The following is a 20,809-nucleotide window of genomic DNA, read 5'->3' on the forward strand; positions in this document are numbered from 1 at the left end:
CCGGGGGCAGCGCGCTCGTCGTGGCGGTCGCCGTGGTCGGGGCCGCCACCGCGCTCGGGCGCTCGGACGCCGTCGACGTCCGGCCCGTCGCCGCGCCGGCCACCGCGAGGTCGACGGTCACCGCGACCCCGGCACCGCTGACCTCGGTCGCCGACGGCAGCGGGACGGCGGTGACGCTGACCCCGACCGGCCCGGGTGGCGTGCCGCGGGCCGCCTTCCTGCCGGGTGCCGGGTGGGCGGCGAGCGGGCTGAGCCGCGGCGCGCCGGTGTCGCTCGACACCGTCGAGTCGGAGGGCAGCCTGCAGTACGCCGAGTGCGACGTCGACGCGCGGTGGACCGGCCGGGCCGGCGTCGTGCAGGCGGTGCTGCCGGCCGACGCGCAGGTCGGCGTGCAGAAGGTGCGGGTGCTGGCGACCGCGCGGCAGGCGACGTCGCAGGCTGCCGCGCAGGTGTCCGGCCTGCTGGGCTGCGCGAAGGTGCGGGCGGACGCCGAGGTGACGGTGACCCCGGTGCCGTCGGCCGCGGTCCGCGACGCCACCGGGTCGGTCGACGTCGTGCACACGGTCGTCGACACCGGGACGTCGATCGACCAGTGGGTCGTCGTCGCCCGCGAGGGCCGCGGGGTCAGCACGCTCACGGTGCCGGTCTTCGGCGAGCAGCAGGTCACGGTGGCCGGGCTGCGCCAGCTCGCCGCCGCGGCCCGCGCCCGGATGGCCGCGGCGCTCGACTAGCCCGACGATGGAGGGGTGCCCCCGGCCGACGCGACACCGCCGAGCGCCCAGGGCACCAGCACCTCGGACCCGCCCGACCCCCGGCGCTGGCGCGCGCTCGCCGTCTGCCTCGTGGCGCTGTTCGCGACGCTGCTCGACGTGAGCGTCACCAACGTGGCGCTGCCGTCGATCGGGGCGGCCACGGGTGCCGGGCCGTCGCAGCTGCAGTGGGTGGTCAGCGGCTACGTGCTCGCGTTCGGCCTGGTGCCGGTGCTCGCCGGGCGGCTCGGCGACGACCGCGGCCGCCGCACGATGTTCCTCGTCGGCGTGGCCGGGTTCACCGCGACCAGCCTCGTCGTCGGCCTGTCGCGCGGCGCCACCGCGCTGATCGTCGCCCGCTTCGTGCAGGGCCTGTTCGGCGGGCTGATCAACCCGCAGGTCTCGGGCCTGGTGCAGCAGCTGTTCCGCGGCCCCGAGCGCGGCCGGGCGTTCGGCGCGATCGGGTCGGCCGTCGCGCTGGCCACCGCCGTCGGACCGGTGCTCGGCGGTGCGCTCATCGGCCTCGGCGGGCCCGAGCACGGCTGGCGGCTGGTGTTCTTCGTGAACATCCCGGTCGGCCTGGCCGCGCTCGCGCTCGGCCGCCGCTGGCTGCCCGCTCCCCCGCCGCGCGGCAGCACCCGGCACCGCCTCGACCTGCTCGGCGCGCTGCTGCTCGGGCTGGCCACCGCCTGCGTGCTCGTGCCGGCCGTCGAGTACGACGCGGTGCGCGACCCCCGGCTGTTCTGGCTGCTGCTGCCGGTGGTGCCGCTGGGTCTGGCGTTCTGGCGACGCGAGCGCCGGCTCACCGAGGGCGACCTCGACCCGCTCGTCGACCTGCGGCTGTTCCGGCGTCCGTCGTACGGGGTGGGGGTCGGCCTGGCGCTGCTGTACTTCTGCGGCTACACCGGGCTGCCGCTGGTGCTGGCTCTCTACTTCCAGTCCGGGCGCGGCTACACGGCGCTCGAGTCCGGGCTGGCCGTGACGGCGTTCGCCGTGGGCTCGGCGGTGGGTGCCCCGGTGGCCGGCCGGCTGGTGCCGCGGCTGGGCCGGCCGCTCGTCGTCGGTGCCCTCGTGGTGTTCGGGCTCGGGGCGCTGGCCATCGGGCTGGTCGTGCGGTCGGGGCCGGACGACGTCGCGCTGCGGCTCGCGCTGCCCCTGCTCGTGCTGGGCCTCGGCTCGGGCGCGATCATCACCCCGAACCAGGCGCTGTCGCTGTCGGCCGTCGACCCGCGCACCGGCAGCGTGGCCGGTGGGGTGCTGCAGACCGCCCAGCGGCTGGGATCGGCGATCGGGCAGGCGGTGCTCGGCGCCACCTTCTTCGCCGCCGTCGGGGCCGGCGCCTCGGCGTCCGGCGCGGCCCGGGTCGACGCCTACTCGCGCGCGGTGAGCGCCGCGGTGCTGGTGACGCTCGCGTTCACCGCGGCCGCGCTGGTGCTCGGGCTGCTCGACCTGCGGCAGTCCCGGCGGGCGCGGACGGCCGACGCCGCGGCGTCGGGTCAGGCGGCCAGCGCCGGCTGACGCGTCGCCCGCTCGCGGTAGCGCTCGGCCGCCTCGCGGAACGCCCGCAGCGCGTACGGCGGCACCGCCATCCCCTCGCGCTGCGCCCACAGCAGCTGCGACTCGACGCGCGCGATGTCGCGCACGTGGTGCTCGATGCGGTCCTCCAGCCCGAGCTGCACCAGCACCGCTCCGGAGTCGGTGCGCTGCTCGGCACCGTTCGCCCCCACCGGTCCGAAGGTGCGCGAGCGCAGGAACCGCGCGAGGTGCAGCTGCCACGGCGAGAGCGCCCCGGACTGCACCAGGTGCGTCGCGCTCAACCGGTAGAACGCGAAGTGGCCGGGCTCCTGGGCCTTGATGGCGTCGACGACGGTCTCGCGCAGCGCGTGCTCGCCCATCTCGGCCAGCGACGCGCTCATCGACTGGTACGCGATGGTCGCCGAGCGCTCGGTGGCGGCGCCGGTCAGGTAGTAGAGCAGGCGGATCACCTCGTGCAGGGCGGGCAGGTGCGCCAGCGCCCCGAGCAGCCGCACCTTCGGGCTGACGGTGTCGAGGTCGGCCTGCACCGGCGGCAGCCCGAGGTGCCCGACGAGGGTGTCGAGCAGCACCCCGTGCCGCTCCTCCTGCGGGCTCCACACGTCGTTGGCGAACGTGCGGTCGACGTCGCTGCTGCCCGGCAGCAGCACGGCGAGCTCGAGCACGTTGCGCTCGACCTCCATCTCGACCCGCGCCATGTACGCCAGCACGTCGGCGAACCGGTCGCGCACCGCCGCGACGTCCCGCATCGAGTAGTCGGCGGACGCCGGGTCGATCGGCGGGTGCAGCTCACCCAGGCGGGTGACGTGGTCCCGGATGCGCTGGTCGTCGGCTCGTGGCGTGCTCACGGTCGGGTCTTCGGGCCCGGCGTCCGGCGGGTTTGGTGCGGTCCACCGGACGGCGCACCCCGCACGCGCGGCAGCCCGCCCCCGACCGGGTCGGGAGCGGGCTGCGGCGTCGCGCGGTGCGGGTCAGGCCTGCAGGCCGCGCATGATCTCGCGCATCAGGTCGGCGGTGGCCGACGGCGTGCGGCCGACGCGGACCCCGGCGGCCTCGAGGGCCTCGGCCTTCGCGGCCGCGGTGCCCGACGACCCGCTGACGATCGCGCCGGCGTGGCCCATCGTCTTGCCCTCGGGCGCGGTGAAGCCGGCGACGTAGCCGACGACCGGCTTCGTGACGTGCTCGCTGATGTACGCCGCCGCGCGCTCCTCGGCGTCGCCGCCGATCTCGCCGATCATCACGATCGCGTCGGTGTCGGGGTCGGCCTGGAACGCCTCGAGCGCGTCGATGTGCGTGGTGCCGATGATCGGGTCGCCGCCGATGCCGATGGCGGTGGAGAACCCGAACTCCCGCAGCTCGTACATCATCTGGTAGGTCAGCGTGCCCGACTTCGAGACCAGGCCGATGCGGCCCGGGCCGCTGATGTCGGCGGGGATGATGCCGGCGTTGGCCTGCCCGGGCGAGATGAGCCCGGGGCAGTTCGGCCCGATCAGCCGGGTGGTGCCCGACTCCTGGGCGTAGGTGAAGAACTCCGCGGTGTCGCGCACCGCGACGCCCTCGGTGATGCAGACGGCGAGCGGGATCTGCGCGTCGACGGCCTCGACGACGGCGGCCTTGGTGAACTTCGCGGGCACGAAGATCACGGTGACGTCGGCGCCGGTGGCCTCGCGAGCCTCGGCGACGGAGCCGAACACCGGTACCTGCACGGGCGAGCCGTCGGCGCCGGTGAACTCGACGCTCTGGCCGCCCTTGCCGGGCGTGACGCCGCCGACGACCTGGGTGCCGGAGGCGAGCATCCGCTGGGTGTGCTTGCGGCCCTCGGAGCCCGTCATCCCCTGGACGACGACCTTGCTGTCCTTGGTCAGGAAGATTGCCATGAGTTCGATCGGTCCTTACTTCGCGGCGGCGAGCTCGGCGGCCTTGCGCGCCGCGCCGTCCATGGTGGGCTCGACGGTGACCAGCGGGTGGGCGGCCTCGGCGAGGATCCGCCGGCCCTCCTCCACGTTGTTGCCGTCGAGGCGGACGACGAGGGGCTTGGACGCCTCGTCGCCGAGGATCTGCAGCGCCTGCACGATGCCGTTGGCCACCTCGTCGCAGGCGGTGATGCCGCCGAAGACGTTCACGAAGACCGACCTCACCTGCGGGTCGCCGAGGATGATCTCGAGGCCGTTCGCCATCACCTCGGCCGACGCGCCGCCGCCGATGTCGAGGAAGTTCGCCGGCTTCACCCCGCCGAGGTCCTCGCCGGCGTACGCGACGACGTCGAGGGTGCTCATCACGAGGCCGGCGCCGTTGCCGATGATGCCGACCTCGCCGTCCAGCTTCACGTAGTTCAGGCCCTTGGCCTTCGCGGCCGCCTCGAGCGGGTCGGCGGCCTCGGCGTCCTCGAGCGCGGCGTGCGCCTCGTGGCGGAACCCGGCGTTCTCGTCGAGCGACACCTTGCCGTCGAGCGCGATCACCCGGCCGTCCTCGGTCTTCACCAGCGGGTTCACCTCGACCAGCGTGGCGTCCTCGTCGCGGTAGACCTCCCACAGCTGCTGCAGGACGGCGGCGACCTGGTCCCGCACCTCGGCGGGGAACCGGCCGGCCTCGACGACCTCGGCGGCCTTCGCGGCGTCGACGCCGACGATCGGGTCGACCTCGACGCGGGCCAGCGCCTCCGGCCGCTCGACGGCGAGCTGCTCGATCTCCATGCCGCCCTCGCGGGAGGCCATCGCCAGGTAGCGGCGGTTCGACCGGTCGAGCAGCAGCGAGACGTAGTACTCCTCGGCGATCTTCGCGCCCTGCGCGATCATCACCCGGTGCACGGTGTGGCCCTTGATGTCCATGCCGAGGATCGCCTCGGCCTGCGTGGCCGCCTCGTCGGGGCCGTGCGCCAGCTTCACGCCGCCCGCCTTGCCGCGACCGCCGACCTTCACCTGCGCCTTCACCACGACGGTGCCGCCGCCCAGCTGCTCGGCCCCGGCCCGCGCGGCGTCCGGCGTCTCGGCGACGACCGCGTCGAGCACGGGGACCCCGTGCTCGGCGAACAGGTCGCGCGCCTGGTACTCGAAGAGGTCCACGGTCGTTCGTCCTCGCCTTCCGGTGCGACGTCGTCGTCGGCCGGCCACCGCTCGCGGCAGGCCGAGGCGAGCCTAGACCCGCGCGGCGACACCCCCGACGCCCCGCACCCCGGGTGCGACGAACCCCACACCCACGCCACCCCGCCGAGATGCGAGCAGCGGTTCACGCCGCCGTCGTTCGACCAACCACTGGGCGCATCTCGGCGGCCGGTCGAGGTGCCTCAGTCGGTGGCGACGTTCGCGCGCACCCAGTCGACGATCGACTGCGTGGTGGCGCCGGGCGTGAAGACCTTGGCGACGCCCATCGCCTCGAGCTGCGGGATGTCGTCGGCGGGGATGATGCCGCCGCCGAACACCACGATGTCGTCGGCGTCGCGCTCCTTCAGCAGCTCGACGACGCGGGCGAACAGCGTGAGGTGGGCACCGCTGAGCACCGACAGGCCCACCACGTCGGCGTCCTCGGCGATGGCCGCCTCGACGATCTGCTCCGGCGACTGGTGCAGGCCGGTGTAGACGACCTCCATGCCGGCGTCGCGCAGCGCCCGCGCGACGACCTTGGCACCGCGGTCGTGCCCGTCGAGGCCGGGCTTGGCGACGACGACGCGGATCGGGGCAGCGTTGCCCATCGAGACCTCCTGTGGTGACGGCTCGCGGTGCAGGCTATCCGGCTGCAGGGGTCGCGCCGTCCACAGCCGTCGAGGCGAACTTGATCCCGCCGCCGGGGTGTCCGTATGGTCGGCGCGACCGCCGAACACCCCTCGTGGAGGACGCCTGTGCCCAAGCGCGCCTACGCCGGACGCCACCGCGGGCGCCACCGTGCGCCCGTCGAGGAGCGTCCCGGTCGTGGTGTGGTGCTGCCGGGCGCGGCCGCCGCGGCGCTGACCATCACCGCGACCGGTGCCGTGCTGGTGCCCGGCGCGGCCGGCGCGCAGGCCCAGGAGCACGTGCCGGACACCGACACCGGGGCCACCGCGACCGCGGCCCCGACGGTCTCCTCCACGCACGTGGCCGACGCCAGCGCCGCGCTGCGCTCGGCCGAGATCGCCGAGGTCGCCGCCAACGCCCGCGCCGAGGCCCGGGTCAGGGCCAGTCGCGCCGCCGAGCGCAAGGCCCTCGCGGCCAAGAAGGCGAAGGCGCTCGCCGAGGCGCACAGGTGGGTGCTGCCGGTGCCGCGCGGCTCGTACCGGGTCAGCTCCGGATTCGGCATGCGCTGGGGCAAGCTGCACGCCGGCAACGACTTCGCCGCCCCCGTCGGCACCCGCGTCGGCTCGATCGGCAAGGGCACCGTGGTGTTCGCCGGCCAGCAGAGCGGCTACGGCAACAAGGTCGAGATCCGGCACTGGGACGGCACCGTCTCCTGGTACGGCCACCTGTCGCAGATCGAGGTGAAGGTCGGCCAGGACGTCGACGCGGGCGAGGAGATCGCCCGCTCCGGCAACACCGGCCACTCCACCGGCCCGCACCTGCACCTCGAGGTGCACCCCGGCGGCAAGGGACCGGTCAACCCGCGCCCCTGGCTCGCCGACCACGGCGTGCGCTTCTAGCGCTCAGCCGCTCGGCTGGTCCTTGACCAGGTGCAGCAGCCAGCTCGTGCCGCCGGTGGCGGCGTCGGTGTGGATGAGGGCGTAGCGCCGCGCGCCGTCGCGGCCGTGCAGCACGAACCGGAACCTGGTGTCGCGCAACGACTCCAGCTCCCACCAGCCGGTGTCGGCGACGGACTTGTCGGCGTCGGTGTACGTCAGGTGGTCGAGGTCGTGGTCGGGCACCGCGACGGCGAGCCGGTCGTGCCGGACGTCGGTCGGCAGGCCGCGCGGCACCGCCCACGAGCGCAGCACGCCCTCGATCTCGAGCCGCAGGTCGAAGTGCGGGCGGGGCACCCGGTGGTCGTGCAGCACGAACGCCGGCCGCTCCGGCTGCGCGCCGCCCGCCTCCGCCACCGGCGTCAGAGCTTCTCGACCGGCGCGTAGCGCAGCAGCAGCCGCTTCTCGCCCTCGCTGCCGAAGTCGACCTTGGCGATGGTCTTGTCGCCCTCGCCCTCGACGCCGAGCACGGTGCCCAGCCCGAACGACTCGTGGGTCACCTTGTCGCCGGGCTCGAGCGCGATGATCGGCCGGTTGCCCGGTGACCGGACGCCGGGCCGCTGGGCCAGCCGCGCCACGGCCGGCAGGTCGCGAGACGACATCCGCGACGGCGGCGTGCCGAGCCGGCGCCAGTCGAGGCTGCTCTGCGGCAGCTCGTCGAGGAACCGCGAGGCGGGGTTGTACTGCGGTGCACCGAACGCGCTGCGGATCGTCGCCCGGGTCACGTACAGCCGCTCGCGGGCACGGGTGATGCCGACGTAGGCCAGCCGGCGCTCCTCCTCCAGCTCGGTGGGGTCGTCGAGCGCGCGCTTGTGCGGGAAGACCCCCTCCTCCATGCCGGTGAGGAACACGACGGGGAACTCCAGGCCCTTCGCGGTGTGCAGCGTCATCAGGGTCACCACCCCGCGCTCGACGGCCTCGGCGTCCGGGATGTCGTCGCTGTCGGCGACCAGCGAGACCCGCTCGAGGAAGTCGGTGAGGGTGCCGTCGGGCTGCGACTCCTCGAACTCGCGGGCGACCTCCTCCAGCTCGTAGAGGTTCTCCAGCCGGGTCTCGTCCTGCGGGTCCTTGCTGTTGCGGAGCTCCTCGGCCAGCCCGGTCTGCTCGAGCACCGCGGCCAGCACGACCGCCGGCGTGGCGCCGCTGTCGACGAGCGTGCGCAGGTCCTGCAGCAGGGTGGTGAACCCGCGCACCGCCGTCAGCGAACGGGTGGCGATGCCCGGCGCCTCGTCGGCCCGGGCCAGCGCCTCGACGAACGGGATGCGCTCGCGGGTGGCGAGCGCCGCCAGCACCGCCTCGGCGCGGTCGCCGATCCCGCGCTTGGGCACGTTGAGGATGCGCCGCAGGTTGACCGTGTCGGTGCCGTTCGAGAGCACCCGCAGGTAGGCGATCGCGTCCTTGACCTCGCGCCGCTCGTAGAAGCGGGTGCCACCGACGATCTTGTACGGCAGGTGCACGCGCACCAGCACGTCCTCGATCGTGCGGGACTGCGCGTTGGTGCGGTAGAACACCGCGACGTCGCCGGGCCGCACGCCCTCGTCCTTCGTCAGCCGCTCGACCTCCTCGGCGACGAACGCGGCCTCGTCGTGCTCGCTGTCGGCGACGTAGCCGACGATCGGCACGCCGCCCGCCTTCGCCGTCCACAGCTTCTTGTCGCGGCGGTCGGGGTTGCGGGCGATGACGGCGTTCGCCGCGGTGAGGATGGTCTGGGTCGAGCGGTAGTTCTGCTCCAGCAGGATCGTGCGCGCGTCCGGGTAGTCGCTCTCGAACTCGACGATGTTGCGGATCGAGGCGCCGCGGAAGGCGTAGATCGACTGGTCGGCGTCGCCCACCACCGTCAGCTCGGCCGGCTCGGCGCGCACCTCGTGCCCCTCGCGGACGACGGTGCCGTCGGCGGCCAGCACCTCCTTGCGGGCGACCTCCTCGGCCACCGAACCGCCGACCAGCTCGCGCACCAGCACGTACTGCGCGTGGTTCGTGTCCTGGTACTCGTCGACCAGCACGTGCCGGAACCGCTCGCGGTAGTAGGCCGCCACCTCGGGGAACGCCTGCAGGATGTTGACCGTGGTCATGATGATGTCGTCGAAGTCGAGGGCGTTCGCCTCGCGCAGCCGCGCCTGGTACATGCGGTAGGCCTCGGCGAGCTGCTGCTGCTGCGGGGTGCCGCCCTCGCGCGCCGCCTGCTCGGCGAACGTCTCCTCGTCGACCAGCTCGTTCTTCAGGTTCGACACCTGGGCGAGGAACGAGCGCGGCGGGTAGCGCTTGGGGTCGAGCTGCAGCTCGCGGCAGACCAGCGCCATGAGCCGCTGGCTGTCGGCGGCGTCGTAGATGGAGAACGACGAGCGCATGCCGACGTGCGTGGCCTCGCGCCGCAGGATCCGCACGCACGCCGAGTGGAACGTCGAGACCCACATCCACTGCGCGCGGGGGCCGACCAGGTGCTCGACCCGCTCCTTCATCTCGCCGGCGGCCTTGTTCGTGAACGTGATGGCCAGCACCTGGCTCGGCCGGACGTCGCGCGCGGCCAGCAGGTAGGCGATGCGGTGGGTGAGCACGCGGGTCTTGCCCGAGCCCGCTCCGGCGACCAGCAGCAGCGGCGAGCCGGTGTGCACGACGGCCTCGCGCTGCTGCGGGTTCAGCCCCTCGAGCAGCGCCTCGGGGTCGCGGCCACCCCGCCCCGGGGGCTGCGCCGCGGGGTCGGGCTCGTCGGCCGAGGCCTCGCTCGGGACGTGGTCGAAGAGGGTGCTCATCGTCGTCCAGGGTACGGCCCGGCACCGACACCCTCCGGTGCCGACACCGGGCTCGCCGTTCCCGCTCCGCGTGCCCCGGACGCGTGGTTGTATGCGTCTGGTCGCGGCGAGGGCGCCGCACGAGCCGGGAGGTGGACGGGTGCGTCGTCAGCACGAGGTCGGACGGTGGCTGGCGGCGGGCGCCGGGCTGGCGACGGCCGCCGGGGTGGTGCTGGCGCCGGCGAGCGCGAGCGCGGCGGCACCGTCGCACGACGACGCGTCCGGCGCCACGCAGGTCGCGTCACTGCCGTTCGCGGCCACGGCTGATCTGCGCCAGGCCACCGACAGCGCCACGGAGACCCGGCTGCGCGACACCTGCTCGGACGACGCGCCGGCGCCGCAGGCGCACGGGGTCTGGTACCGCTACACGCCGACGTACACCCGCGTGGTGCACGCGGAGGGCAGCGGGCGTGCCACCGTGCTCGCGGCGCAGGGGCCGGTCGACGACCTGCAGCCCGTCGACGGCGACTGCGGCCGCTCGTTGCGCGCGGACGGCATGATCGTGCGAGCCGGCACTCCCTACTTCTTCCTGCTCACGGTCCCCGACGGCGACACGGCCTCCAGCACGACGTTCCACCTGGTCGACAGCGGGTGCGGCGCCGACCAGCCCCGTGCGCACGACCTCGACGGCGACCACTGCCCCGACCTGGCCGTCGCGCTGCCCCGCACGGCGAGCGTGGAGGTGCGCTACGGCAGCACGATGCACACGCTCGCCAAGCGGCGGCAGGTCCTGCGCCTGAGCACCCAGACCGGCGCCGGGAGCGGCATGGTCGTCACCACCGGTGACGTCGACGGCGACGGGTACCTCGACCTGGTGGTCGGCCTGCCGTCGCTCGACGTGTCCGGGCGGGCCGACGCCGGCGGCGTGCAGGTCGTGTACGGCTCGGCCACCGGGCTCGGCGCGGGCAGGGCCACCCGGCTGCTGACCGAGAGCACGCAGCGCGGCACCGGCTCCCCCGAGGTCGGTGACCGGTTCGGCGCGGCGGTGTCGGTCTCCGGCGCCCCGCGCGGGCGGCTGGCGATCGGCGTGCCGGGCGAGTCGCTGGGCAGCACCGCCCGCGCCGGCGCGGTCGTCGTGCTGACGGCGGGGAGCGCGTCCGGTCGGCTGCTGTCGCAGTCCGGGTCCGCGCCCGGCACCCCGCGCACCGGCGACGCCTACGGCTCGGCCGTGGCCTTCGACGGCACCAACCTGCTCGTCGGCGTGCCGCTCGACGACCTCGGGTCGGCGGCGGACGCCGGGTCGGTCACCGTCGTCCCGGCCGGCGGCGGTGCCTACGAGCTGACCCAGGACACCAGGGGGATGCCGGGCGTCGCGGAGGCCGGCGACCGGTTCGGCGCCGCGTTCGCCGTCCTGCGCTACGCCGACGGCACCCGCGTCGCCGTCGGGGTGCCGGGCGAGAGCATCGGGTCGGCGACGCGCACCGGGTCGGTGAACCTGCTGACCCGGGCCGCCGGCACCGCCCGGCTGCACCCCGACGGCTACGCGTTCCACCAGGGCAGCGCGCACGTGCCAGGGGGGAACGAGTCGGGTGACCACTTCGGTGCGGTGCTGGTCGACGGCACCGACACCGTGGTCGACAGCGTGCGGTCCTACGCGACGGTGCACCTGCTCGTCGGGGTGCCGGACGAGGACCTCGGTGCGACCGCCGACGCAGGCACCGTGCTCGACCTGCCCTTCGCCGACTCCGGGTCCCGCGGGGCCTCGGCCCGGCGCTCGGAGCTGGTGGACGGCTCCGGGACGAGCCAGGGCGCCCGCAGCCCGTCCGGCGGCTCGGCGAGCGTGCCGGGCTCACCCGGCCGGGGCAACCGGTTCGGCGCCTCGCTCGCGGCACTCCCCGGCGACGTGCGCGCGCAGGAGGACCGCACCGTCTCGGTCTGGGCGGGCGTGCCGGGGCAGGACGTCGCCGGTGCCGCCGACGCCGGTCTCGTGCAGCGCGCGGACGACGTCGAGCCGGTCGCGGGCGACGCCCTGCACCGCATCCAGCACCTGGAGCGCCTGCGCTACCAGACGCTGTACCCGGCCCAGATCGTGCGGGGCGCGGGGTACGGCGGCTCGGTCGGCTGAGCAGCGCGGGCGGCGCGGCGGGCGCGGCCTAGGCTGGACGGCGATGAGCGGTCACGGGCACGGGCACGCGACCGCCGCGGCGTCCGGCTCGGGCGGCCGGCGGCGGCTGTCGGTCGTGCTCGCGATCACCGTCACCGTGCTGGTCGTCGAGGTGGTCGGCGCGGTGCTGTCCGGCAGCCTCGCGCTGCTGGCGGACGCCGCGCACGTGCTCACCGACGTCGCCGGGCTGCTGCTGGCGCTGGGCGCCGCCGTGCTGATGGGACGCCGGCCGAGCCCGCGCCGCACGTGGGGCTGGCACCGCGCGGAGGTCGTGTCGGCGGCGCTGCAGGCGCTGGTGCTGCTGGCGGTCGGGGCGTTCGTGCTGGTCGAGGCGGTGCGCCGGCTGGTGCACCCGCCGGAGGTCGCCGGCAGCGCGATGGCGCTCTTCGGCGCGGTCGGGCTCGTCGGCAACCTGGCCGCCGTCGCCGTGCTGGCCGGGGCGCGCACCCACGACCTGAACCACCGCGCGGCGTTCCTCGAGGTGGTGAACGACGCGCTCGGCTCGGTGGCCGTGCTGGTCGCCGCCGCCGTGGTCGCGCTCACCGGCTGGACCCGCGCCGACCCCGTCGCCTCGCTGGTCATCGGCGCGCTGATCGTGCCGCGCACGCTGGTGCTGCTGCGCGAGAGCGTCGAGGTGCTGCTCGAGTCGACCCCGCGCGGCCTCGACCTCGACGACGTCCGGCAGCACCTGCTCGAGGTGGCCCACGTGCGCGACGTGCACGACCTGCACGCGTGGCAGGTGGCGACCGGTCTGCCGGTGCTCACCGCGCACGTCGTGGTCGACGACGCGTGCTTCGTCGAGGGCGACCAGCCGGCGATGCTCGACGAGGTGCAGGCCTGCCTGGCCGGGCACTTCGACGTCGAGCACTCGACCATCCAGTTCGAGGCGGCGGGGCACGCCGCGCACGAGCACGCGCGGCACGACTGACGCCGGGATAGGTTCGGCCGCATGCCCATCCCCGACTCCGAGGTCGAGCGCGTGCTCGTCGTCGCCGCCCACCCCGACGACATCGACTTCGGGGCCTCGGGCACCGTCGCCACCTGGGTGGACGCCGGGGTCGAGGTCACGTACCTGCTGTGCACCTCGGGCGACCAGGGCGGCTTCGACGACACCCCGCGCGAGGAGATGCCGGCGCTGCGCCAGGCCGAGCAGCGGGCCGCGGCGAAGGCGGTCGGCGTCACCGACGTCCGGTTCCTCGAGGGGTACCGCGACGGCTGGCTCGAGCCGAGCTGGGAGCTGCAGCGCGACATCGTGCGGGTGATCCGGCAGGTGCGGCCGCAGCGGGTGCTGCTGCCCAGCCCCGAGCGCGACTGGAACCGCATCCAGGCCAGCCACCCCGACCACCTGGCGGCCGGCGAGGCCGCGATCCGCGCCGTCTACCCGGCCGCGCGCAACCCGTTCGCCTGGCCCGAGCTGGTGTCGGACGAGGGCCTCGAGCCGTGGACGGTGCGCGAGGTGTGGCTGATGGCCCACCACGACAGCCCGCACTTCGTCGACGTCACCGACGCGTTCGACCGCAAGCTCGAGGCGCTGCGCTCGCACGTCAGCCAGGTGTCGCACCTCGGCGACGAGCTCGACACGATGCTGCGGCACTGGGGCGGCTCGCTCGCCACCGCGGCCGGCTTCGGCGACGGCCGGCTCGCCGAGGCGTTCAAGGTCGTCCCCACCGGCTGACCCCCTCCCGCCGAGCTGCCACCTCTCGGGCACCGGCAGGACTCCCGGTGCCCCGGAAGCGGCACGTCGGCAAGGAGGGGTGCGAGCGGGGTCAGGCGGCCGGACGCCGGGTGCTGCCGGTGCGGAACGCGTGCCGGGCGGCGACGGCGACGGCGGGGTGGTCGGTGATGAGACCGTCGACGCCGGCCCGCAGGTGCGCCAGCTGCTCGCGCACCGCCTGGCCGAACGCGGCGGGGTCGTCGCCGTCGCGCAGGGCCGGCGGCAGGAAGGCGTTCTCGGCGCGGTAGGTCCACGGCCGCACCGCGAGCCCGGCCTCGTGCGCGTCCGACACCAGCGACGTGACCTCGCCGAGGCCGCCGTCCACGCGGGTGGGCAGCACCTGCTGCCGGTTCGGGCCGAGGCCGGTGACGCCGAGGCCGCGCACCCAGCGCAGCCCCTCCGGCGTCACGAGCTCGGCGTACGTGCGCTCGTCGCCGGCGCGGGCCAGGTCGGGCGGCGCGCCCTCGGCGGCGGTCAGCAGCGCCGTCTGCGCCCGCACGCCGTACCGCTCGCGCAGCAGGCGCAGGTGCGTCGGCTCGAAGCACTGGACGACGACCGGCCCGTCGGGGCGGTCGACGCCGGCGGCCCGCAGGTCGCGTGCCACGAGCTCCTCGACCGGCCGGCCGAGCTCGCGGAACCACGTGGGGTGCTTCACCTCGGCCAGCACGCCGACCGGGCGCCCGACGACGGCGGCGAGCTGCCCGCGCAGAGCCAGCACCTGGGCGAACGTCAGCACCCGGTGCCGCCCGTCGTGCCGCGCGCTGCCCGGCCGCAGCAGCGGCATCCGCTCGCGGGCCCGCAGCGTCAGCAGCTCGGCGAGGGTGAAGTCGATGGTGAACCACCCGGTCACCGGCACGCCGTCGACGACGCGGGTGGTGCGTCGTGCGGCGAAGCGGGGACGGTCGGCGACGTCGGTGGTCTCGCTCAGCTCGGCGTCGTGCCGGGCGACGAGCACGCCGTCCTTCGTCGGCACCAGGTCGGGCTCGACGGCGTCGGCGCCCGACAGCACGGCGAGCCGGTAGGCGGCCGCCGTGTGCTCCGGTCGCTCGCCGCTGGCACCGCGGTGCCCGATCACGACCGGTCCCTCACTGCCCCACGGACCGAGACCCGCGAACATCGTGCCTCCCGCTCGCCACGCCGTCCGTCGGCGGTGCGCCGACTCCCAGTGACCTCCTCCTCGGCGCTGCGGGGGCGATCCCTGGATGGACGCCGGGTGAAGTGCTCCCGACGATCCGGTGCGCTCCCCCACCGGCTGCCGAGATGCGCCCAGCGGTTCACCTGGAGGTCGCTCGGTGAACCGCTGGACGCATCTCGGCGAGGGTGGGTCAGGAGCGGGTGCGCAGGTACTCGTCGCGGGCCACGACGCCGACGTCCGTCTGGTCGGTGAACAGGCCGTCGATGCCGGTGCGCAGGTACGTCACCTGCTCGTCGATCGCCCGCCCGAAGTCGGCCGGGCTCGTGCCGCGTCGGTAGTCGGCCGGCAGGAACTGGTTCTCGGCGCGGAACGTGTACGGCGTGACGGTGAGCCCGGCGCGGTGGGCGTCGCGCACCAGCGAGGTGGGCGTGCCCAGCGTGCCGTCGGCCTTCCACGGGATGACCTGCAGCTTGTCGGGGCCGATCGAGTCGATGCCGAGCGAGGCGACGGTGCGCAGACCCCTGGCGCTGGTGAGGTCGGCGTAGGTGCGCGGGTCGCCGGCAGCCACCAGGTCGTACGGCGCGCCGCTGGCGGAGGTGAGGAACACCGTGCGGGCGCGCAGCCCGTAGCGCTTCGGCGCCGTCGCGATGTTGGTCAGCTCGAACGACTGGACGACGACCGGCGCCTTCGGGCTGTTGAGGCCGGCCCGCTGCAGCTGCGGCACCAGCACCGGCTCGAGCGGCAGCCCCTGCGAGCGGAAGAACGTCGAGTGCTTCGTCTCGGGGATGACGCCGATCTGGCGGTGCAGCTGCTTGCTGAGCCGCACCCGCAGCGCGAGCACCTCGGCCAGCGTGGGCACCTGGTAGCGCCCGTCGTACAGCGTGCTCTCCTGGCGGATCTGCGGCAGGCGCTCCTTGGCGCGCAGCGTCTTCAGCTCCCTGAGGGTGAAGTCGGTGGTGAACCACCCGGTGGTGCGGACGCCGTCGATCACCTTGGTCGTCTTCCGGCCGGCGAACTCCGGGTGGTCGGCGACGTCGGTGGTGCCGCTGATCTCCGGCTCGTGCCGGTCGACCAGCACGTGGTCCTTCGTCGACACGAGGTCGGGCTCGAGGTAGTCGGCGCCCATCCGGGCGGCCAGCTCGTACGCCGCGAGCGTGTGCTCGGGCCGGTAGCCCGACGCGCCACGGTGCGCGATGACGAGCGGCTCGTGGCGGCGCTCGGCCGCGGGGAGCCCGCTGGCCTGCGCCACGCCGGACGACGCCGAGACCCGTTGCACCGCAGGGGCGCTGGCGCCGGCCGGGGTGGCGACGTCGAGGGTCAGGACGGCCGCGGTGGCGAGCGCGGCGGCCGAGAGGGCGCGGACGGACGAGCGGCTGGTGAGCGCCCGACGTCCGGGGACGACTGTGTGCACGGTTCCTCCACCGGCGCCGCGGCGGCGGTCGCCGGTGCGCCGCGGCCAGTCACCCAGCCGCAGCGGGCCGAGCGGCCAACACCGGGCGGCGCCGCCGTGGCAGGCGAGCGGCCGTTCGGTGTCCGGTTCGTCCCCCTAGCCGCTCGGCTGAAACCGCTGCGCCACAACGGCTGGAACGGATCGTGAACACCGGTCAGCCGTCAGAGGAGACGTCGGTCGGCAGCCCAGCGGGTCAGCTCGTGCCGGCTCGACAGCTGCAGCTTGCGCAGCACCGACGACACGTGGGTCTCGACGGTCTTCACCGAGATGAACAGCTCCTTGCCGACCTCCTTGTAGGCGTAGCCGCGCGCGATGAGCCGCATCACCTCGCGCTCGCGGGCGCTCAGCCGGTCGAGGTCGTCGTCCATCGTGGGCACCGGGCCGCCGGCGAACGCGTCGAGCACGAACCCGGCCAGCCGCGGGCTGAACACCGCGTCGCCGTCCGCCACCCGCCGGATCGCCGCCACGAGCTCGGGACCGGTGATGGTCTTCGTGACGTACCCGCGGGCGCCCGCGCGGATCAGGCCGATGACGTCCTGCGCGGCGTCGCTGACCGACAGCGCGAGGAAGCGGGCCGGGGTGCCCACCGAGCCGGCGATCACCTGCAGGCCGCCGCCGCCGGGCAGGTGCACGTCGAGCAGCACGACGTCGGGCACCTGCGCGGCGATCACCGCGAGCGCCGTCGGCACGTCCTCGGCCTCGCCGACGACCTGCACGCTGTCGCCGAGCTCGGCGCGCACGCCGCTGCGGAACATGGCGTGGTCGTCGACGATCACGACCCGCACCAGCTCGGACCCGGTGTCGCTCATGACGTCTCCTCGCGTTGGGGGGCGCCGTGGCCCACCTTCATGGTCAGCGCGACCTCCGCGCCCTCGCCCGGGGTCGACCGCACCCGGGCCGTGCCACCGTGCCGCTCGACGCGGCCGATCACCGAGCCCTTGAGCCCCATCCGGTCGTCGGGCACCGCCGCCGGGTCGAAGCCCACGCCGCGGTCGCGCACGAACACCTCGACCTGACCGTCGACGACCTCGGCGTACACGTCGACCGACGGCGCCTCGGAGTGCCGGGCCGCGTTGGCCACTGCCTCGCGCGTCGCCCGCACCAGCGCCTGCAGGTTCGCGTCGAGGTCGGCGTCGCCCACCACGACCAGCTCGACGGGCACGCCGTGCGCCTGCTCGGCCTCGGTGGCGACGGCCTCGAGCGCCGGGCGCAGGGTGGTGCGCTCCTGGGTCTCGGGCTCGAACAGCCAGCCGCGCAGGTCGCGCTCCTGCCCGCGGGCCAGCGCGCGCACCGCCCGCGGGTCGTCGGCGCGGCGCTGGATGAGGGCGAGCGTCTGCAGCACCGAGTCGTGCAGGTGCGCGGCGACGTCGGCCCGCTGCTGGCTGAGCAACCGCTCGCGGCGCTCGTCGTCGAGCTGGCGCACCAGCCGCCACAGGAACGGGCCGACCACCAGGCCGAGCCCGATGAAGACGACGAGCAGCAGCAGGAACGACTCGCGCAGCGCGTCGAGGCGCCCGCTGCCGACGAGGAAGGTGACCAGCGCCAGCACCACGAGGGCGACACCGCCGACGACGCGCGCCACCACGAGCGCCTTCGTCGACAGCGGGGCCGACGACAGCGCCGCCAGCCGCTGACCGCCGGGAGCGGCCTGCAGCCAGCCGGCGCGCTCGGCGACGTCGGCCTGCACCCACAGCAGCGTCAGGCCGGCGGCGGCGATGAGCACCGGCACGACGACCCGGAGCGGCAGCCCGGCGCTCACCGAGCTGAGCAGCAGCACCAGGCCGACGCCGAGCGCCCCGAACGCCGCGAGCTGACCGAGGTCGCCGCGGCCGACCGTGAACCGCGGCCGGCGTCCGCCCCGGCTCGCCGCCGCGAGCGCCGCCGGGTCGCCGGCGTCCGGGCTGGTGCGGGGCGCGAACACCCACAGCGCCGCGTACACCGCGACGCCGAACCCGTTCACCGCCGCGAGCAGCGCGAACGCCACCCGCACGGGCACCACCGAGACGCCCAGGTGCCGGGCCAGGCCGGCGGCCACGCCTGCGACGAGCCGGCCGTCGTCGGCCCGCTCCAGCCGCGCGGGGGCGGCAGCCGCAGCCGGGCCGGCGTCGGCGGCGGGGCCGGTCGCCGGAGGTGGTGTCGTCACCCCCTGATCCTGCCGCGTGCGAGGGGCCTCCCACCACGGGGGACACCCCTGAGCGCCGGCCCCGGTCCGGGGTGCGGCACCAGGGGTCCCTCAGGGTCGACCCCGATGCGCCGGGGCGCGCCGCGGGGCCACGATCGGTGCCATGGACCAGACGCAGCAGACCCAGCCCCCTCCCCCACCGCCGTCCGCCGGACCCACCGGGCCCGCCGGGCCCGCCGGCGGCCCGGACGCCGGTGAGCGGGTGGCCGGCGTCCTGCGCGGCCTGCGTCGCAGCCGGTCCGAGCGGATGGCGGCCGGCGTCGCCGGCGGCGTCGCCCGCAGCCTCGGCCTCGACCCGCTGCTGCTGCGCATCGTGCTCGTCGTGCTGGTCTTCTTCGGCGGCGCCGGCCTGGTGCTCTACGCCGCCGGGTGGCTGCTGCTGCCGGTCGACGACGGCGAGCCCTCGATCGGCCAGCAGGTCGTGCAGCCGGGCCCGCGGCGTCCGTCGACCCAGACGGTGCTGCTGGCGGTGGCGCTGGCGCTGGTGGCGTTCGGGTCGCTGCTCGCGGCCTTCGACCACTGGGACGGCGGGCTGCTCTTCGTGCTCGCGGTCGCCGGTCTGGTGCTGCTGCTCGTGCGCCGCGAGGGCGTGCAGGTCGGCTGGAACCCCTCCCGCCCGGCGGCCGCCGCGTCCGGCTCGCCGGTCCCGCCCGCGGCGACGGCGTCCGCACCGTACGGCCCGCAGCCGGCGCCCGGCACCGCGTTCGCGGCCTCGGCCCCCGCGCCCGCCGGGCCGCTGCTCGCCCCGCGCGGCAGCACCCCGCAGCCGCCGTACCAGCCGCCGTACCAGCCACCGGTCGCCTTCCAGCCCCCGCCGCCGACGCCGCGTCGTGAGCGGTCGCTGCTCGGGCGGCTCACCGTCAGCCTGGTCCTGATCCTGCTCGGCGTGCTCATCAGCATCGACCTGGCCGGCGGCGACCTGCCCGGCGTCGTCTACGTGGCCGCGCCGCTCGCGCTGGTCGGCGTGGCGCTGATCGTCGGCACCTTCGTCGGCCGGGCCCGCGGCCTCATCGCCCTCGGCATCCTGCTGAGCATCGCGTGCGGCGCCGTCGTGGCCGGGCAGCGCATCGGCGACGGCGTGGGCGACCCGAACACCGTGCGGCGCACGCCGACGACCGTGGCCGAGCTGCCGCTCGACGCCGACTTCGGCCCGGGCGAGGTGTTCTACGACCTGCGCGGCATCGACCTGGCCGGCACCGACGCGAACATGTCGGTCGAGATCAGCGCCGGCCGCGTCGAGGTCACCGTGCCGGCGGACCTGGACGTGCAGCTCGACTCGAGCGTCGGGCTCGGCGGGATCAACGCCTTCGGGCAGGACGTGGGAGGACCTGGCGTGGAGCTGAACGTGAGCGACGACGGCACGGACGACGTGACCGGCGGCGGCACCCTGCACCTGCACCTCGGTGCGGGCGTCGGCCAGCTGGAGGTGCACCGTGCGCAGGCATGACGCGGACGTGACCTCGCTCGTCTTCGGCCTGGTGTTCCTGGGTGTGGGCGTGCTGGTGATCCTGCAGCAGCAGGACGTGCTCAGCTTCCCCGCGGCGTCCGTCGCCGCACCCGCGGTGCTCGTCGCCGCCGGGCTGGTCGGCCTGGTCGCCACGCTCGGCGGCAACCGTCGCCGTCAGGCACCGGCGCTCGACTCGGCGCCCGGCTCGTCCGCGGCGGCGACCACCACGACGGTCACCCCGGACCGGGCGCAGCCCGCCCAGCCCGCCCAGAGCCCGTCGTCCGCGCCCTCGACGGGCGCGACCCGGCTCGCGTCGTCCGAGTCGTCGGACGACACGGTGCGGCTCACCAAGGGGCCGGACACCCGGCCGCTCGGCCGACAGGACACCGCTGGCGAGTAGCCCTCGACGGCGGCAGGGAGGGACGGGCCCGGGCTCAGGCGGTGTGCCACACCGCCGGGTCCGGGCCCTTCGGCACTCGACACCACGACGAGATCAGACTACGATCTTGGTCATGACGACGACCTCGCTCGCTGACGCCAAGGCTCGCCTCAGCGAGATCGTCGCGTCCGCCGCCGCTACCCACGAACGCACCATCATCACGAAGCAGGGACGGCCGGTCGCGGCGCTCCTGTCGATCGAGGACCTCGAGAGCCTCGAGGAGACGCTCGACATCCTGTCCGACCCGCAGCTGGTGGCAGACATCGTGACGGCCCGCGCCAGCCTGGACCGCGGCGAGGGCGTGGAGATGACCTACGAAGAGGGTCTGGCGGCCATCCGTCGTCGCGCGCAGCCGGCGTGACCCATCGGATCGTCCTGGCGCCGGCCGCACAGCGAGCCCTGAGCCACACGCTGCCGGAGTCGGTCGCGATCGCCGTCTGGGAGTTCGTCAACGGACCGCTGGCCGAGAACCCGTACCGCGTCGGCAAGCCGCTGTTGGCTCCCTTCGAGGGTCTCTTCTCGGCACGGCGCGGGACGTACCGAATCGTCTACGAGATCCAGGACGCGTCGGTGATCGTGCGAGTCGTCAAGATCCAGCACCGAGGGGACGCGTACCGTTCGTGAC

19 protein-coding genes and 1 pseudogene are annotated in these 20,809 nt (G+C 75.1%); 10 read left to right on the forward strand and 10 right to left on the reverse strand.

The genetic code is table 11. From position 1 onward, the window contains the following. Both ACYVI6_RS04190 and ACYVI6_RS04195 read left to right on the forward strand, forming a co-directional pair. A pseudogene (locus ACYVI6_RS04190) lies at positions 1-731 on the forward strand (hypothetical protein); the annotation flags it as partial. Positions 732-746: 15 nt separating this feature from the next. Next, positions 747-2,267, forward strand: coding sequence for an MFS transporter (locus ACYVI6_RS04195; RefSeq protein WP_460445164.1), 1,521 nt, complete (start codon positions 747-749; stop codon positions 2,265-2,267). On the opposite strand, the gene ACYVI6_RS04200 is transcribed toward ACYVI6_RS04195, so the two are convergent. The 4 genes from ACYVI6_RS04200 to ACYVI6_RS04215 all read right to left on the reverse strand — a co-directional run bounded on the left by ACYVI6_RS04200 (position 2,246) and on the right by ACYVI6_RS04215 (position 5,970). Beyond that, positions 2,246-3,130, reverse strand: a complete 885-nt coding sequence (locus tag ACYVI6_RS04200) for a GTP-binding protein LepA (RefSeq protein WP_460445165.1) — start codon at positions 3,128-3,130, stop codon at positions 2,246-2,248. The two genes, ACYVI6_RS04195 and ACYVI6_RS04200, sit on opposite strands and share 22 nt — an antisense overlap. Positions 3,131-3,253: 123 nt before the next feature. Beyond that, positions 3,254-4,159 carry a succinate--CoA ligase subunit alpha gene (gene sucD / locus ACYVI6_RS04205; protein WP_460445166.1) on the reverse strand — a complete coding sequence of 302 codons (906 nt, stop codon included), beginning with the start codon at positions 4,157-4,159 and terminating at the stop codon, positions 3,254-3,256. 15 nt (positions 4,160-4,174) lie between these two features. Beyond that, entirely contained in the window at positions 4,175-5,344 is a 1,170-nt protein-coding gene (gene sucC, locus ACYVI6_RS04210; RefSeq protein ID WP_460445167.1) for an ADP-forming succinate--CoA ligase subunit beta, read from the reverse strand. A 221-nt stretch (positions 5,345-5,565) separates the two neighbouring features. Beyond that, on the reverse strand, positions 5,566-5,970 hold the full coding sequence (locus tag ACYVI6_RS04215) for a cobalamin B12-binding domain-containing protein (RefSeq protein WP_460445168.1): 405 nt from the start codon (positions 5,968-5,970) through the stop codon (positions 5,566-5,568). Between the two features lie 147 nt (positions 5,971-6,117). Between ACYVI6_RS04215 and ACYVI6_RS04220 the strand changes: the two genes are divergently transcribed. Then, a complete protein-coding gene (locus ACYVI6_RS04220; protein ID WP_460445169.1) occupies positions 6,118-6,888 on the forward strand; it encodes a M23 family metallopeptidase in 771 nt (256 codons plus the stop codon). A gap of 3 nt (positions 6,889-6,891) precedes the next feature. Here ACYVI6_RS04220 and ACYVI6_RS04225 read toward each other — a convergent pair whose 3' ends face one another. Both ACYVI6_RS04225 and pcrA read right to left on the reverse strand, forming a co-directional pair. Next, positions 6,892-7,281, reverse strand: coding sequence for a DNA polymerase ligase N-terminal domain-containing protein (locus tag ACYVI6_RS04225; protein WP_460445170.1), 390 nt, complete (start codon positions 7,279-7,281; stop codon positions 6,892-6,894). Positions 7,282-7,286: 5 nt separating this feature from the next. Continuing rightward, positions 7,287-9,674, reverse strand: a complete 2,388-nt coding sequence (gene pcrA / locus ACYVI6_RS04230; RefSeq protein ID WP_460445171.1) for a DNA helicase PcrA — start codon at positions 9,672-9,674, stop codon at positions 7,287-7,289. Between the two features lie 139 nt (positions 9,675-9,813). Here pcrA and ACYVI6_RS04235 point away from each other — a divergent pair, with 139 nt between their 5' ends. The 3 genes from ACYVI6_RS04235 to ACYVI6_RS04245 are packed head-to-tail and all read left to right on the forward strand — an operon-like array spanning position 9,814 to position 13,492. Then, positions 9,814-11,778 carry an FG-GAP repeat domain-containing protein gene (locus ACYVI6_RS04235; RefSeq protein ID WP_460445172.1) on the forward strand — a complete coding sequence of 655 codons (1,965 nt, stop codon included), beginning with the start codon at positions 9,814-9,816 and terminating at the stop codon, positions 11,776-11,778. Positions 11,779-11,821: 43 nt separating this feature from the next. Then, the gene (locus ACYVI6_RS04240) at positions 11,822-12,745 is read left to right on the forward strand and encodes a cation diffusion facilitator family transporter (protein ID WP_284289861.1); all 924 of its coding nucleotides are present in this window, start codon (positions 11,822-11,824) and stop codon (positions 12,743-12,745) included. 21 nt (positions 12,746-12,766) lie between these two features. Next, entirely contained in the window at positions 12,767-13,492 is a 726-nt protein-coding gene (locus ACYVI6_RS04245; protein ID WP_460445173.1) for a PIG-L deacetylase family protein, read from the forward strand. Positions 13,493-13,583: 91 nt separating this feature from the next. Here the strand turns inward: ACYVI6_RS04245 and ACYVI6_RS04250 are convergent, their stop codons facing one another. From ACYVI6_RS04250 to ACYVI6_RS04265, 4 genes are all read right to left on the reverse strand, one after another. Next, positions 13,584-14,648, reverse strand: coding sequence for a glycerophosphodiester phosphodiesterase family protein (locus tag ACYVI6_RS04250; RefSeq protein ID WP_460445174.1), 1,065 nt, complete (start codon positions 14,646-14,648; stop codon positions 13,584-13,586). A gap of 208 nt (positions 14,649-14,856) precedes the next feature. Further along, complete coding sequence (locus ACYVI6_RS04255) at positions 14,857-15,987, reverse strand: glycerophosphodiester phosphodiesterase (protein WP_460445222.1); 1,131 nt, start codon at positions 15,985-15,987, stop codon at positions 14,857-14,859. A 290-nt stretch (positions 15,988-16,277) separates the two neighbouring features. Beyond that, positions 16,278-16,925 carry a LuxR C-terminal-related transcriptional regulator gene (locus tag ACYVI6_RS04260; protein WP_460445175.1) on the reverse strand — a complete coding sequence of 216 codons (648 nt, stop codon included), beginning with the start codon at positions 16,923-16,925 and terminating at the stop codon, positions 16,278-16,280. Next, the gene (locus tag ACYVI6_RS04265) at positions 16,922-18,259 is read right to left on the reverse strand and encodes a PspC domain-containing protein (protein ID WP_460445176.1); all 1,338 of its coding nucleotides are present in this window, start codon (positions 18,257-18,259) and stop codon (positions 16,922-16,924) included. Before ACYVI6_RS04265 ends, ACYVI6_RS04260 begins: the two co-directional genes overlap by 4 nt. Before the next feature lie 142 nt (positions 18,260-18,401). Between ACYVI6_RS04265 and ACYVI6_RS04270 the strand changes: the two genes are divergently transcribed. From ACYVI6_RS04270 to ACYVI6_RS04285, 4 genes are all read left to right on the forward strand, one after another. Then, positions 18,402-19,745 carry a PspC domain-containing protein gene (locus ACYVI6_RS04270; protein ID WP_460445177.1) on the forward strand — a complete coding sequence of 448 codons (1,344 nt, stop codon included), beginning with the start codon at positions 18,402-18,404 and terminating at the stop codon, positions 19,743-19,745. A gap of 7 nt (positions 19,746-19,752) precedes the next feature. Continuing rightward, positions 19,753-20,145 carry a hypothetical protein gene (locus tag ACYVI6_RS04275; RefSeq protein ID WP_460445178.1) on the forward strand — a complete coding sequence of 131 codons (393 nt, stop codon included), beginning with the start codon at positions 19,753-19,755 and terminating at the stop codon, positions 20,143-20,145. A 112-nt stretch (positions 20,146-20,257) separates the two neighbouring features. After that, entirely contained in the window at positions 20,258-20,545 is a 288-nt protein-coding gene (locus tag ACYVI6_RS04280) for a type II toxin-antitoxin system Phd/YefM family antitoxin (protein WP_460445179.1), read from the forward strand. Beyond that, positions 20,542-20,808, forward strand: coding sequence for a type II toxin-antitoxin system RelE family toxin (locus tag ACYVI6_RS04285; protein WP_284289848.1), 267 nt, complete (start codon positions 20,542-20,544; stop codon positions 20,806-20,808). The genes ACYVI6_RS04280 and ACYVI6_RS04285 overlap by 4 nt, the downstream gene beginning before the upstream one ends. The last annotated feature ends 1 nt before the right edge of the window (position 20,809 follow it).

Source organism: Angustibacter aerolatus, assembly GCF_054776675.1.

Coding starts and splice junctions, on each gene's coding strand:
- ACYVI6_RS04250 (WP_460445174.1), bottom strand. CDS start 14,648: ATGTTCGCGGGTCTCGGTCCGTGGGGCAGTGAGGGACCGGTCGTGATC.
- ACYVI6_RS04270 (WP_460445177.1), top strand. CDS start 18,402: ATGGACCAGACGCAGCAGACCCAGCCCCCTCCCCCACCGCCGTCCGCC.
- pcrA (WP_460445171.1), bottom strand. CDS start 9,674: ATGAGCACCCTCTTCGACCACGTCCCGAGCGAGGCCTCGGCCGACGAG.
- ACYVI6_RS04280 (WP_460445179.1), top strand. CDS start 20,258: ATGACGACGACCTCGCTCGCTGACGCCAAGGCTCGCCTCAGCGAGATC.
- ACYVI6_RS04245 (WP_460445173.1), top strand. CDS start 12,767: ATGCCCATCCCCGACTCCGAGGTCGAGCGCGTGCTCGTCGTCGCCGCC.
- ACYVI6_RS04215 (WP_460445168.1), bottom strand. CDS start 5,970: ATGGGCAACGCTGCCCCGATCCGCGTCGTCGTCGCCAAGCCCGGCCTC.
- ACYVI6_RS04260 (WP_460445175.1), bottom strand. CDS start 16,925: ATGAGCGACACCGGGTCCGAGCTGGTGCGGGTCGTGATCGTCGACGAC.
- sucD (WP_460445166.1), bottom strand. CDS start 4,159: ATGGCAATCTTCCTGACCAAGGACAGCAAGGTCGTCGTCCAGGGGATG.
- ACYVI6_RS04240 (WP_284289861.1), top strand. CDS start 11,822: ATGAGCGGTCACGGGCACGGGCACGCGACCGCCGCGGCGTCCGGCTCG.